Annotated in this window: 10 protein-coding genes; 2 read left to right on the forward strand and 8 right to left on the reverse strand. The window is 71.4% G+C overall.

Going from position 1 to position 13274, the window contains the following annotated elements:
• Nucleotides 1-34: 34 nt before the first annotated feature.
• The 4 genes from OOK34_RS30805 to OOK34_RS30820 form a co-directional block, all read right to left on the reverse strand.
• The gene (locus OOK34_RS30805) at nt 35-928 is read right to left on the reverse strand and encodes a geranyl diphosphate 2-C-methyltransferase (protein ID WP_267037447.1); all 894 of its coding nucleotides are present in this window, start codon (nt 926-928) and stop codon (nt 35-37) included.
• A 15-nt stretch (nt 929-943) separates the two neighbouring features.
• Complete coding sequence (locus OOK34_RS30810) at nt 944-2269, reverse strand: family 2 encapsulin nanocompartment cargo protein terpene cyclase (RefSeq protein WP_267037448.1); 1326 nt, start codon at nt 2267-2269, stop codon at nt 944-946.
• Between the two features lie 118 nt (nt 2270-2387).
• Nucleotides 2388-3800, reverse strand: coding sequence for a family 2B encapsulin nanocompartment shell protein (locus OOK34_RS30815; RefSeq protein WP_267037449.1), 1413 nt, complete (start codon nt 3798-3800; stop codon nt 2388-2390).
• 304 nt (nt 3801-4104) lie between these two features.
• A complete protein-coding gene (locus OOK34_RS30820) occupies nt 4105-5247 on the reverse strand; it encodes an amidase domain-containing protein (protein WP_267037450.1) in 1143 nt (380 codons plus the stop codon).
• A gap of 551 nt (nt 5248-5798) precedes the next feature.
• Between OOK34_RS30820 and OOK34_RS30825 the strand changes: the two genes are divergently transcribed.
• Nucleotides 5799-7643 carry a transglycosylase domain-containing protein gene (locus tag OOK34_RS30825; RefSeq protein WP_267037451.1) on the forward strand — a complete coding sequence of 615 codons (1845 nt, stop codon included), beginning with the start codon at nt 5799-5801 and terminating at the stop codon, nt 7641-7643.
• 7 nt (nt 7644-7650) lie between these two features.
• Here the strand turns inward: OOK34_RS30825 and OOK34_RS30830 are convergent, their stop codons facing one another.
• A complete protein-coding gene (locus OOK34_RS30830) occupies nt 7651-8976 on the reverse strand; it encodes a hypothetical protein (RefSeq protein ID WP_267037452.1) in 1326 nt (441 codons plus the stop codon).
• A gap of 231 nt (nt 8977-9207) precedes the next feature.
• Between OOK34_RS30830 and OOK34_RS30835 the strand changes: the two genes are divergently transcribed.
• The gene (locus tag OOK34_RS30835; protein ID WP_267037453.1) at nt 9208-9972 is read left to right on the forward strand and encodes a hypothetical protein; all 765 of its coding nucleotides are present in this window, start codon (nt 9208-9210) and stop codon (nt 9970-9972) included.
• A gap of 7 nt (nt 9973-9979) precedes the next feature.
• Here the strand turns inward: OOK34_RS30835 and OOK34_RS30840 are convergent, their stop codons facing one another.
• The 3 genes from OOK34_RS30840 to OOK34_RS30850 all read right to left on the reverse strand — a co-directional run bounded on the left by OOK34_RS30840 (nt 9980) and on the right by OOK34_RS30850 (nt 13272).
• Entirely contained in the window at nt 9980-10528 is a 549-nt protein-coding gene (locus OOK34_RS30840; RefSeq protein ID WP_267037454.1) for a DM13 domain-containing protein, read from the reverse strand.
• Nucleotides 10529-10618: 90 nt separating this feature from the next.
• Nucleotides 10619-11908, reverse strand: a complete 1290-nt coding sequence (locus tag OOK34_RS30845) for an MFS transporter (protein WP_267037455.1) — start codon at nt 11906-11908, stop codon at nt 10619-10621.
• Nucleotides 11905-13272: a rhodanese-like domain-containing protein gene (locus OOK34_RS30850; protein ID WP_267037456.1), complete on the reverse strand. Its 1368-nt coding sequence runs from the start codon at nt 13270-13272 to the stop codon at nt 11905-11907. The genes OOK34_RS30845 and OOK34_RS30850 overlap by 4 nt, the downstream gene beginning before the upstream one ends.
• Nucleotides 13273-13274 lie beyond the last annotated feature (2 nt).

Genomic DNA, 13274 nt, shown 5'->3' on the forward strand with positions numbered 1-13274 from the left:
GTCCCGGCCCTTCCGGCCTGCGGTCGGAGCGCGGTCAGATGCGGTCGGCCGCGATCAGGACGTACTGGAAGGAGCCGTCCTTGTAGGAGTTGATGAACGCCTCCTCGATACCGGTGACCAGGGAGGACGTGGCCCGCAGCTCCCAGTAGGGCAGGGTGTCGGGGGTCAGGTCGATGACGGCCTGCGGCACGAGGCGGTTGTCCGCCATGGCGCGCAGGTACTCCCGGCGGGAGTGGATGTTGCACTCGAAGTGCGCGTTGATCTGGGAGACCCACTTCGAGGGCTGGCCGTAACGCGGGTTCCAGCAGCCGGTGATGGTCACGTAGCGGCCGCCGACCTCGAGGACCCGGGAGTGCTCGGCGAAGAGATCGTGCAGGTCGACGTACATGCTCGACTCGTTGTTCCACGAGGCCGCGGCCTGGCCGGTCTCGAAGGGGGTGTTCAGCATGTTGCAGACGCGGGCGCGGACGTGGTCCTCGATGCCGAGTTCACGGGCGCGCTGGTTGGCGAAGTCGGCCTGCTTGGCCGAGAGGGTGACGCCCTCGACCTTGCATCCGAAGCGCTGGTGGGCCATGACCATGGAGCCGCCGCGCCCGCAGCCGGCGTCGACGAGGGTGTCGCCCTGGCCGATGGGGCCGAGGTGGTCCAGGAGGAGTTCGGCCTGCGCCGACTCCAGCCGGTGCAGCTCGGCGATGAGCTTCTTCTCGTATTCGCTGTCCTCGGTGTCGCCGAGGGCGGCGTGGTCGATGTCGCCGATGCCGTAGTGGTGGTGGTAGAGGCCGTCGACGTCGCCGAGGCGCAGGTTCACGGGCCGGGCCTCGTTGTTCCAGTAACGGGCGATGTCCCCCTGGTAGGGGGTCGTCGGCGAGGGGATGAGCACGGAGGAGCCGGCGGCAGTGGCGGTGGTGGTGAGATCGATGCTAGTCACGGATAAGTCCCATCCTTACCAGAAATCGGGCAGGCTGTAGCGATATGTGTTGGTCTGGTGCCAGTAGTGGTTGCCGTCGACCCATACGGCCACTCCCCGCAGGAAGCGCAGCACGCTCGGTACGGGGCAGGCGGCGGCCAGGGCGGCGGACTCGGCTTCGAAGTCGTGCATGAGCTCGTTGTGGACCTCGACCGCCTTCAGATAGCCCTCCCGGTCGGAGAGGCCCTCACGTTCGGCGATCACCACGGGCAGGTTCAAGTGCCGCCCGGGGCTGGCGAGTTCCTTGGTGTACGAGTACAGGTCGTTGACGATGGTGCTCACGTTCCCCGCGAGCGCGAGTACCCGCTGCATGGCGGGCAGGGCGTGCAGGTCCGTCGGCAGTTCGTAGCCGCCGACGGTGTCCGTGATGGTGGGACAGGGGCGGAAGTTGTTGAACTGCCGCATCACCAGGTACTCCCACACCTCGGGCATGTGGTCCGTCTGGGCCCAGGCACCCTCGGCGAGGTAGCCGAGGTGCAGGCGGGCCATGTCGTGCCGGAACCGGTCGGCCTGGGCGGGGGTGGACTGCTGGACGAAGTACTCCATCGCGGAGCGGTAGGAGCGGCGCGGGGCGTCCTCGTGGAGCGACTGCGCCCACTGGGGGTGGTACTCCTTCGTCGTGTGCAGGGGGTCGAGGGCGGTGTGCGCCAGGAGCAGGCGCCCGCCGAGACCGATGGGCGAGCCTCCGTGGTCCTCGCAGTACATGTCGTCGACCGCGTTCTCGGCGACCATCAGCCGCGCGGCGATCATCAGGTGGTCGACGGTCGGGGCGTCCGGGTGGCAGGCGACCATGTAGCGCCCGGTGGAGAAGCCGTCGAACTGGCCCTCCCAGTCCTCGGGGTACAGCTCGACCTCGTCGAGCGCCCAGGCCTTGATCCGGCGGCTGACCTCCGCCACCAGCGCCGGATCGGGCTCCGCCACCGGGTGGTAGTAGAGGCCCGGGATGTGCAGTGCGTCCACCGGCGCCGCGGGGGCGGCCGCCTCCGCGTACGGGGCCAGGTGCAGCGCGGCCGTGCCCAGACCGCTGGGCCCGCGCATGATCCGCTCCAGGGCCGGGCCCGCCTGCCTCACCTCGGCGGCGCCCTCCCCCGGCACGGACACGGGCTCCGGGGCGGGGGCGGTGCCGAAGGGCAGGACGGGCGGGGACGGCAGGGCGGGCCGGGCGGGGACGGCGACCTCCGCGGCGGAGGCCTGTGCCGGGGCCAGGCCGTGGGACAGGGCGTTGGCGAGGACGTGTGCCCCGAAGTGCGCCGCGGCGGCGGGCAGGCCCGACTGCAGAGGGGAAGGCCCGGGCTCGGGCATCCGTAACTCCTTGGTGAGGTGGGTGAGGTGGCCCGGATCCCGGGCACGCCTGGCCGGCCCGGGAGGGTCCGGGCCGTCGTGGCCGTGGGGCAGGTCGTCCTCCAGGGGGACGTTGCCCCTAGTCGCGCCTGCGGGCGATCTGTACGTTCTCCAGCACGCCGAGGGCGTCGGGCACCAGGATGGCGGCGGAGTAGTAGGTGGTGACCAGGTAGGAGATGATCGCCTGCTCGCTGATGCCCATGAAGCGCACCGACAGGCCCGGCTCGTACTCCTCCGGCAGACCGGTCTGACGCAGACCGATGACGCCCTGGTTGTCCTCGCCGGTACGCATGGCGAGGATGGAGCTGGTGTTCTCCTTGCTGATGGGGATCTTGTTGCACGGCAGGATCGGCACCCCGCGCCAGGCCGGCACCTGCTGCCCGCCGACGTCGACGTGGTCCGGGTAGAGTCCGCGGGCGTTGAACTCGCGCCCGATCGCCGCGATCGTCTTGGGGTGGGCGAAGAGGAACTTCGTGCCGCGGCGGCGGCAGAGCAGCTCGTCGAGGTCGTCCGGGGTGGGCGGGCCCGAGTGGGTCTGGATCCGCTGCTTGAACTCGGCGTTGTGGAGCAGGCCGAACTCCCGGTTGTTGATCAGCTCGTGCTCCTGGCGCTCGCGCAGCGCCTCGATGGTGAGCCTGAGCTGTTCCTCGGTCTGGTTGTGCGGGCCGTTGTAGAGGTCGGCGACCCTGGTGTGGACGCGCAGGACGGTCTGCGCGACGGAGAGCTCGTACTCGCGGGGCTTGAGCTCGTAGTCGACGAAGGCGCCGGGCAGCTCGTACTCGCCCGTGTGGCCGGCCGACATCGCGATCTCGGCCTCGCCGTGACGATTCTGCCGCTGCTGGGGAAGCTCGCTGAAGTGCTGGATGTGGGCCTGCAGGCTCGGCGCCCCGGACAGCACGGCGGCGAACTCGGCGCGGGAGAGGGTGAGCAGGGTGCCCGCGGTCTCGGCGGTGGCGGTGTAGTCCCAGGTGGCGTCGCCGTCCAGGAGGGCGTTCTCGCCGAACCGGTCGCCGTCCGCGAGTACGGCGACGGCGACCTCGTCGCCGTACTTGCCGACGGAGGTCTGGTTGATCCGGCCGTGGGCGATCAGGTGGATCTCGTCGGCCGGGGTGCCGCGCTCGACCAGCACCTCGCCGACCCGGAAGTCCCGCTGGACGCACCGGCCGGCGAGCGCGGTCAGCACCTCCAGGTCGTCGAAGCCGCGCAGCAGGGCCAGTTCGCCCAGCTCGCGGGGGATCACCCGGACGGTGCCGCCGTCCTGGATGAACTCGATGCAGCCGTCGCCGACCGTGTAGCTCAGCCGGCGGTTCACCCGGTAGGTGCCGCCCTTGGTCTCCACCCAGGGCAGGCTCCGCAGCAGCCACCGGGAGGTGATCTCCTGCATCTGCGGGGCGGACTTGGTGGTGCTGGCAAGGTTGCGGGCCGCCGCCGTGCTCAGGCTGGACTGCTGTGGCGGTTCCAGCTGTGCTTCCGGGCTGGTGTCAACGGTCATGGGTCGAGCTCTCCTTCGTAAGCGCGGTGACGGGCATAGGTGCAGGTCACCGGTGAAAAAGGAAAAAGCGGGCGAATCTCCGGCAATCCGTCCACATCTCGGGGAACACTAACGGCCGGTGGCGCCGGATGACCTTGAAACGCCGAGGGCATTACCTCGATGCAGTGATCTTGGCCGGTAGGGGGTTTGACCGGGTGAACAGCGATATCCGGCCTGCTCGAGGGCGCGCCCGGTGCGCCGGGACGCAAAAAGGCCCCTCCTGCCGGGGAGTCTTCCGCCGGCAGGAGGGGCCCAGGGGCGACCGTCAGGTGCGGTACGCGAAGTAACGCGCGTCCGGGTAGGACGCGATGATGCTCGCGAGCGACTTACGGTACGTGTTGGTCGAGTGGTACGTGAGGTACGGCATCCCCTTGGTGCTGCGGTAGGTCACCATCATGGAGTGGTCCTTGGACCCGTCCTTGTTGAAGTCCACCTGCAGGATGTCGCCGACGTCCATCTGGTACACGTTGGCCAGGTTGGCGGCCCGCTGGTTGGACAGCGTGAACCAGGCCCACTCGTTCGCGCCGACCCAGGAGTCCGACTGGCGGGTGCCGTCGTACCACCAGTTGCGGTAGTCCGACGAGGAGCCCGGAACGGGCTTCCAGGCGCCCGCGTTCAGCGCCTGGCTGATGAAGTTGGTGCAGTCGCCCCCGGCGCCGTTGAACTTCCGGTACGCCGGGTTGTAGTTGCTCCAGTACTTCTCCGCGTACTTCGCCATGGCGGCGTAGTCGTACGCGCCGCCGGTCTTCACCTTGGGGTTCGGGGTGGCGGGGTACTTGGTGGCCGCGGGCGTGCCGTCGGGGTACTGGTTGCCGTCGTCCTTGACGACGTTCGCCTTGGCCGCCACGGGCTCGTTGATCGCGACGGGACCGTTCCCGGCGTCCTGGGACTTGATCGAGGTCAGTTCCCAGGCGCCGCGCTTCTTGCTGGTGAGCGTCAGCTCGTAGCGCGTCTTGAAGTCGGTGGTGGCCGGCTCGTCCCCGTGCACCTTCTTGTAGGTGAGCATGGTCTGCTCGGTGACCTGGACGGTCGCCTTCCCCCCGGTGACCGTCGCACGGTCCACGGCGACGCGGGTGTCGGCGCCCGTGTAGGCCTCACCGAGCTCCGCGAGCCGCGTCTTGCGGGACCGCAGCGTCGTCATCGCCGCGTCCTCGTCCTTCTTCAGCTTCGCCGACATGCGCGTCTTCCCGGAGGCGGGAGCGGCGCCGCGCTGCCCCGGCTGGTCCTCGACCAGGGCCTGCGTACGCTGCGAGAGCACGTCGTCGGCTATGCGGGCGAAGGCGTCCGCGGTGGCACGGTCGGCCTCTTCCGGCGTGCCCGCGCTCGCGGAGTAGGCGAACAGGCTTCCGGACGCCAGGGCCACGGTCAGGGCCGCGACGGCGGCAAGCCTGAACCTCTTAGGTATCACTGTGTTTCCCCTTGTCACCCGGTCCACACGGACCGGGGGACGGAATCTTCGCACAACTGGGCGACCGGTTCGTGGCGTTCCGTTTCCCGGGCCGTCACCCGGCGGCAGTCCCCCCGCCCGCGGGCGCCCCGCCTCCGCTTCGTCACCGGAAACGGTCCGCCGGGCTCCGCACGGGAATGCCACCCCTCCCCGCCGTCTTCACAGAAAATGCATCTAGGGTATGCGGGGGAAGCACAGCACAGGGGGCATTCGGAGTGGGCAGGCAGGATACGTCCTCAAGAGGGCGATCGCGGGGCAGACGGGCGGCCCCGAAGGGCGTCGACGCGACCCCGGCGGGGCGCCGCAGGAAGGCCGGGGCGCGCCGCCGGGCCTCCTCGGGGGCCGGCCGGCTGGGCGCCCTCGCGCCGGCGCTCGCACCTGCCATCGCCGCGGCGCGTACGCAGCTGCGGCGCCTGAAGCCCGAGTTCCCGAGGCCGGGGCGCAGCGGCTGGCGCCGGTGGATTCCCTCGGCGCGCCAGTGGCTGGGTGCCTGCCTGTACACCTTCATAGGCATGACCGGCTTCGTCGTGATCGCGTACGCGGTCACGGACATACCCGATGATCTTAACTCATTCGCGACACAGCAGGACAACGTCTACTACTGGGCCGACGGTTCGACGATGGCCCGGACGGGCTGGGTCAGCCGGCAGGAGATGCCCCTGGACAGGGTGCCCCCCAAGGTCCAGGGGGCCGTACTGGCCGCCGAGAACGCGAGCTTCTACTCGGATCCCGGAGTCTCGCCGTCCGGCGTCCTGCGCGCCGTGCGCGCCGCGGCGACCGGAGGGGAGACCCAGGGCGGGTCCACCATCACGCAGCAGTACGTGAAGAACGCCTACCTGAGCCAGGAACGCACCCTGTCCCGGAAGTTCACCGAGCTGCTGCTGGCCGTGAAGCTGGACAACCAGACGAGCAAGCAGCAGATCCTCCAGGACTACCTCAACACGAGCTGGTTCGGGCGCGGCACCTACGGCATCCAGCGCGCGTCCCAGGCGTACTACGGCAAGGACGTCTCGCAGCTCAATGCCAGCGAGGGCGCCTTCCTCGCCTCCCTCCTCAAGGGCGCCGGCCTGTACGACCCCGCCCTCGGCAAGGAGAACCACGAGCGGGCCGTCGAGCGGTGGACGTGGATCCTGGACCGGATGGTGGTGACGGGACAGCTCTCGGCCTCCGAGCGCGCCACCTACACGCAGTTCCCGGAGCCCTCGCCCCATTCCCTGGTCGGCATGCCGGGCGCGCAGAACGGCTACCTGGTGGAGATGGCCAAGGCGTACGCGATCAAGGCCGGCCAGCTCAAGGAGTCCGACTTCGACCTCGGCGGCTACCAGATCTACACCACCTTCGACCAGGCCCGTATGACCGCCCTGACGGCCGCGGTCCAGGAGGCCCAGAAGGGCTTCGACGCGGAGAAGCGTCCCGACACCGACAAGCACGCGAAGATCGGTGCGGCGAGCGTCGCCCCCGACGGGCGGCTGCTCGCCGTGTACGGGGGCCCCGACTACCTGAAGCAGGGCTTCAACCAGGCGAACGCGACGACGATCCCGGCCGGCACGGTGTTCACCCCGATCGTCTACGCCGCCGCCCTCGAGGACGGCGTGGTGCGCACGCGCGGCAAGGCCCGTACGCCCGTCTCCCCCGCCAGCCCGTACGACGGCAACGACCAGGTGACCGTGCAGACGCCCGAGGGCCCGTACTGGGACCGCAGCGGCAAGGTGGTCAAGGGGCGCAACGAGGGGGATCGCAGCTGGGGGCAGGTGACCTTGCAGCAGGCCGTGGCCAACTCCGTCAACACCCCCATGCTGCAGCTCGGCCTCGACGTCGGCCTGGACCGGGTGGAGTCCTTCGCCGAGCGCTCGGGGCTGCTCCGGTCGAGCCTCGGGCCGCGGATCCCCACCTTCGCGCTCGGGGAGAACTCGACGCCCAGCGCGATCCGGATGGCCGGCGCCTACCAGACCTTCGCCGCGGACGGCATGCACACCGACCCGTACTCGGTGCGCTCGGTCACCCGCGCCGGTGCCACGGTGCCGCTCGTCGCGCCGAAGCCGATCCGGGCGATCTCGCAGAAGACCGCCCGTTCGGTGACGGACGCCCTGCGGGCCACCGTCACGGAGGGCTCCGCGAAGTCCCTGGGCAAGACGTACGCCGGAACGGCGGGCAAGACCGGCACCACCGCCGCGAACACGGCGGGCTGGTTCGTGGCCAGCACCGGCAAGGAGACCACGGCCGTCGTGGTCTACCGGATGGCGCTGACCGACCTGATCCCGCTGCCGCTGACGGGGCTGGGCGGCGACGCCCCGGGGACCCCGGGCAGCGCGCGGTCGGTGCGCCTGTGGGCCGACTACATGAAGGCGGTGAAGTGAGCGCCCGCTACTTGACGATCGCCTTCCAGTCCGGCGCCTGCGCCGGGTCGAGCATCCGCAGCTGTGCCAGGACCTTCGGGTCCTGGGCGTCCAGCCAGTCCGCCACCTCCCGGAACGAGGCGCAGCGGACGTCCTGGCGCGTGCAGACCTCCCTCATGACGTCCTCGACGGCCTTCATGTAGATGCCGCCGTTCCAGTCCTCGAAGTGGTTGCCGATGAACATGGGCGCCCGGCTGCCGTTGTAGACGCGGTTGAAGCCGTTCATGTACGAGCCCCGGACCTGGGCCTGCCAGCCGGCGAACTTCGTCGGGTCGCCCTGGGTGCTGTCACCGGACTGGTTGTAGAGGAAGTTGAAGTCCATGGAGAGGACCTGTACTTCTTTGCCCTGCAGGGGGACGAGCTGGAGGGGAAAGTTCCATATGCCGTCCACCTTGCCCGGCCACAGCTGGAAGTCTCCCGAGGAACTCGCGTCGTAGCGCCAGCCGTACGGCTTGATCGCGGTCAGCAGGTTCTTCTGGCCCTCCAGGCAGGGGGCGCGGCCGCCGACCACCTCCCGGTCGGGGTCGAAGGGCAGGGGCGCCTCGCCGGTGAAGCCGGTGTTGGTCTTCCAGCCCTTCATGAAGGCGTACGTCTGGTCGATCTCGCTCTTCCACTCCTCCGCGCTCCAGTCGCCGCCGCCCTTGGGGCCGCAGAAGTGCCCGTTGAAGTGCGATCCGATCTCGTTGCCGTCGGTCCAGGCGCCGCGCAGCTGTCCGATCGTGGACCTCACGTGCGGGACGGTGGGGTACGAGATGGCGGCCGCGCCCTGGCCGTGCTGCGGCGGGCGGTAGAGGCCCTTCTTGGACTCCGGCAGCAGGTAGATGCCGGTGAGGAAGAAGGTCATGTGGGCCTTGTTCTCCTTGGCCACCTGACGGAAGTGGGAGAAGAGGTGGTCGTCGCCCTCCAGCGCCCCGTCCCAGGAGAAGACCACGAACTGCGGCGGCTTCTCGCCGGGCTTCAGCCGCTCGGGCTTGAGCTGTCCCGGCTGCGGCCCGGTGTAGGAGGTGGAGCCGTCCCCCAGTACCTCGACCTTGCCGTCCCAGTTCTCCTTCGGGCCCTTGCCCGCACCGGGCCGGCCGGCCACCCCGCCCGAGGACGCGGGGGCCGCCAGGCGCGCCTCGCCCTGGGCCTCCGAGCCGCCGAGGGTGAACGCGTACGCGGTTGCGGCCCCGCCCACGACGAGCACGGCGGCGGCGCCGATGCCCAGGCGCTTGCGGTTCTGCGTCTTGCGCTGCGCCTTGCGGGCCGTACGGGACTCCGCCCGGGCGCCCCCGGCGCCGTCGGTCTTGGTCATCGCGGCCCTACCCCCCTGATCACCGCAGCCGGGCCGCGCATGGATGGTTCGTATGAATATAGAACTTGTCGCCACAGCTCCTGTACCACGGCCCCCCTCTCTCCGTCACTTCACAGCCGGTTCACAGCCGGTTCACAGCCCGCCGCCATCCTTCCCCCCTGCGTCCTCGACAAGCCGGCCGAGGCGGACCGGCGGGATGCGGGGCACCGGCGGCCGTGCGATAACGGCAGCATGACGGACTTCCCCACGGCCGAGGCCGCTGAGATCAAGGTCAGCTTTGTCGGCGCGGAGGCCGAGGAGGCCTTCGATGCCCTGGAGCTGGACCGCGACGACGGGCGCCGTCGCGCGATCCACTTCTGGGACAGGCCTCGGCGGTCCGCCGGGGCGGAGATCACGCTGCCCCTCCTGGAGCAGAACGTCATCCTGCGCCTGCGCCGGGACCGGGAGGGGAGCGGGTCGAAGCGCGAGGCGGACCTGACCGTCAAGCTGCGGCCGTGTCCCCGGCTGCCGTCCCCCTGGCTCAGGGAGCGCGAGGGCGAGCAGTGGGAGTTCACGGTCGAGGAGGACCGGCCGGGTCCCGCGTTCAAGCCCGTACTGGCGGCCTCGCTCCAGGCCGAGCGGGAGTTCGAAGCGGCCCTCGACGCGGAGCGCGGCTCCTTCGGCCGGCTGCTCGCGGAGCCCCAGCGGGAACTGCTCGACGCCGTCGGCCTGACCGACGGCCGGCTCGAGGACCTGACGGCGCTCGGCCCCGTGCACGCCGTCCGGTGGAAGCAGGAGTGGGACGAGCTGCCCCGCACCGTGACGATCGAGGAGTGGACCACCGACGACGAGCTGCGGTTCCTCGAGGTGTCGGTGCGCGCGGACCTCGAGGACGCGCCCGAGGTCCAGGAGCTGCTCACGCGGGCCCTGCGGGAGCGCGACCTCACCCCGCCGCTGACCGGCGAGACCAAGACCCGGGCGGTCATGACCGCGCTCGCCCGGACCCTGGGACTCTGAGGCCGCGTCAGGCCGAGGTGAGGGCGGCGGCGCCGAAGGAGACGTCGAAGCGGTCGCACCAGATGGTGAGGCTGGTGTACTCGGACAGCTTCACGTCCGCCGGGATCGCGTAGTTCTGGTCCCCCTTGTTGCCCTTGAGGCTGCCCAGGCTGACGTGCTTCCCGTCGTCGAAGACGCGCCAGCCGGCCACGCCCTCCTTCACCGGGGCATCGGTCAGCCACACCCGCAGGTCGGGCCCGTTGCTGGTGTCCAGCCCCTCCAGCCGCAGGACGTGCGAGCCGTCCGCCAGGCGGACGATCCGGACCGTTCCGGTCGTCGTGTGCTCGTGGCTGATCAGGCTGCCCTGCGCGAGGGTGCGGGGGGCGGCCGGCGCCGCGCCGGCGGCGGACGCCGGCGCGCTCGCCGCGGCGCCGGGCAGGGCCTCGCTGACCGTCTGCTCCTGCCACAGCTTCCACGGCTGGAACCAGTACAGCCCCACCGCCACCAGTACGACCGCCACGGCCACCGCCACGCTCGCCACCGGCCCCCGTCGCCGCCGCCCGCCTTCACGTCCCACTGTGTACTCCTCGTGCTCTCGTTCATCGTTCAGGAACGATTGAACGGGATCGGGGCCGCGGGGCCCAGAGGATCCGGGATGACGAAAGCCTTACGGCGTGTGCGCGGAGCGCGCGGAGGCGGGACGCGTTTCGTACATGCGCACCGCGACGAGGAGGCCGGAGGCCCCCGTGAGGGCCGCGACGGCCTGGATGGCGGTGGTGAGGCCGTAGGCGTCGGCGAGGGCTCCGGCGAGGAGGGCGCCGACGGCGAAGCCGCCGTCGCGCCACAGGCGGTAGACGCCGACGGCACGGGCGCGCCAGGCCGGGTGGGCGACGTCGCCGATGACGGCGAGCAGGGTGGGGTAGACGAGTGCGGTGCCGACGCCGAGGAGGATCTGGGCCCCGGCCCAGACCCCGAAGGTGGTGCCGGCGGCGACGAGGGCGAGGGCGGCGGCCTGGAGCAGCATGCCCGTGGTGATGAGGTGTTTGCGGCCGGTGTGGTCGGACCACCAGCCCGTGAGCAGCTGGCCGGCGCCCCAGACGGCGGGGTAGAGGGCGGCGAGGATGCCGATCCGGGCCAGGGACAGGCCGTGGGCGGCGAAGAGGAGGGGGAAGAGGCCCCAGGCGAGCGCGTCGTTGAGGTTGTTGACCAGGCCGGCCTGGCTGGCGGCCGAGAGGGCCTTGTCGTGGAGGCTGGTCAGGAGCGCGATCCGGGCGGTGGTCGGTTCCCCGTCGGCCTTATCGCCCGCCGGGGTGGGGTGGCGGGCGGCTTCGAGGCGGGCGTGGCCGCGGGTCTCGCGTACGGCGAAGACGGACAGGCCCAGGGCGAGGACGGCGTAGGCGGCCCCCAGCAGGAACGGCTGCGGCCGGAGCCCCGCGTGTTCGGCGATGGCGCCGGTGGCCATGGCGGTCGCCGCGACGGCGCCGTATCCGGCGGCCTCGTTGAATCCCATGGCCAGGCCGCGTCTTTCGGGGCCGGCCAGGTCGATCTTCATGATGACGGTGGTGGACCAGGTCAGGCCCTGGTTGACGCCGAGCAGGACGTTCGCGGCGATGATCCAGCCCCATGACGGGCCCCAGGCGAGCATCGCGGGCACGGGCAGGGCGATCAGCCATCCGGCGATCAGGACCGGCTTGCGGCCGAAGCGGTCCGACCAGGTCCCGGCGAAGAAGTTGGTGACGGCCTTCGTCGCGCCGAACGCCACGATGTAAGTGAGGGCCGCGGTGTGGGCGGACAGGTGGAAGACCTCGCCGGCGAGCAGCGGCAGGACGGTGCGTTCCTGGCCGAGCATCCCGCCGACGAGCGCGTTGACCGCGACGAGCAGGGCGAACTGGGGGAGGTTGGCCCGCAGTCCGAGTCGTGGGCCGGTAGGGGGGTCGCCGCCGGTGCGGCCGCTCACTCGCCCACCCGCAGGGGGCGGCCGGTGGCCTCGGCCCAGTCCCCCGGGCCGCCGGCGAGGACGGCGAGGTCCTGGTGTCCGGCGCGCTGGAGCAGGCTGGCGGCGGTCATGGCGCGCTCGCCGTGCCCGCAGGTCACCACGGCGCCGGCCGGCACCTCGTCGGAGCGGGCCGCGAGATCGCCGAGTTCGATGGGGACCGCGTCCGGTATGTGTCCCGCCAGGTGCTCCGCCCGCTGCCGGACGTCGAGGACCGGACGCCCGGCTGCCATGCGGTCGGCGGTGAGCAGCTCCAGCGTCTGCTGCCGCTCGCCCGCGCCGGTCCAGGCGTCCATGCCTCCGGCGAGGTGTCCGGCCAGCCGCTCGTACCCGATCTTCAGGGCCTGCCAGGTGAGCTCGGCGAGGTCCTGGCCGGGGGCGGTGACGAACACGAGCGGGCTGTCGTCGGGCAGCAGCCAGCCCAGCCAGGTGGCGAACTGCCCGCGCAGCGTGATGGAGACCGCGCCCGGTACGTGGCCGGCGGCGAAGTCGGCGGCGGGGCGTACGTCGACGAGCCGGGCGCCCCGGCCGAGGAGGCCGCGGACCTCGGCCACCGTGAGCGGGGCGAGGGCGGGTGCGGGGCCGAGGACCGCGGGCCCGCGCCGGTTCGCCTCGGCCAGCCGGTCGAAGTACGCCGGGTAGGAACCGAGGCTGCCCAGCAGCTGCCGTACGAAGGTGTCCTCGTCGGGCGCGGAGAGCAGCGGGTTGGCCCGCCGCTGGTCGCCGATGGTGGTGGTGCGCTCGGCGCCGGGAGGGGCGGAGCAGAAGGAGCCGGCGCCGTGGGTGGGCCAGACCGGGGTGTCGTCCGGCAGCCCGGCCAGGCGCCGCAGTGAGTGGTACTGGGCGCGGGCCAGCTCCTCGGCGCGGTCGGCGCCGAGGAGGTCGGTGCGCGCCGCCGAGCCGACGATCAGCGAACCGCCGGTGAAGACGCCCAGCTCGCGCGGGCCGTCCAGGAGGAGGAAGGAGAGGTGTTCGTCGGTGTGGCCCGGGGTGGCCAGCGCCCGCAGGGTCAGCCCGCCGAGGTCGGTCTCGTCGCCGTCGGCGAGGGGCGTGTGCGGGAAGGCGCGGTGGCCGGCGGCGGAGGCCAGTACCGTCGCGCCGTCCTCGTGCGCGAGCTGTACGGCGCCGGAGAGGAAGTCAGCGTGCAGGTGGGTGTCGGCCGCGTACGCCACCCGCAGCCGCCGCCGGCCGGCGGCGGCCCGCAGCGCGCGCAGGTCCCGGGCGGCGTCCACCGCGAGGGCGCGTCCGCCGCCGAGGCCGACGAGGTAGGCGCTGTTGCCCAGTCCCTCGTCCACCAACGGTGTCACGTGATCGCCGGCGAAGCCCATCA

Source organism: Streptomyces sp. NBC_00091 (genome assembly GCF_026343185.1).
Taxonomy (GTDB): domain Bacteria; phylum Actinomycetota; class Actinomycetes; order Streptomycetales; family Streptomycetaceae; genus Streptomyces.

What these genes read in the sequence shown, in the direction of transcription:
- OOK34_RS30835 (WP_267037453.1), top strand. Translation starts at nt 9,208, where the DNA reads ATGACGGACTTCCCCACGGCCGAGGCCGCTGAGATCAAGGTCAGCTTT.
- OOK34_RS30810 (WP_267037448.1), bottom strand. Translation starts at nt 2,269, where the DNA reads ATGCCCGAGCCCGGGCCTTCCCCTCTGCAGTCGGGCCTGCCCGCCGCC.
- OOK34_RS30830 (WP_267037452.1), bottom strand. Translation starts at nt 8,976, where the DNA reads ATGACCAAGACCGACGGCGCCGGGGGCGCCCGGGCGGAGTCCCGTACG.
- OOK34_RS30825 (WP_267037451.1), top strand. Translation starts at nt 5,799, where the DNA reads ATGACCGGCTTCGTCGTGATCGCGTACGCGGTCACGGACATACCCGAT.
- OOK34_RS30815 (WP_267037449.1), bottom strand. Translation starts at nt 3,800, where the DNA reads ATGACCGTTGACACCAGCCCGGAAGCACAGCTGGAACCGCCACAGCAG.
- OOK34_RS30850 (WP_267037456.1), bottom strand. Translation starts at nt 13,272, where the DNA reads ATGGGCTTCGCCGGCGATCACGTGACACCGTTGGTGGACGAGGGACTG.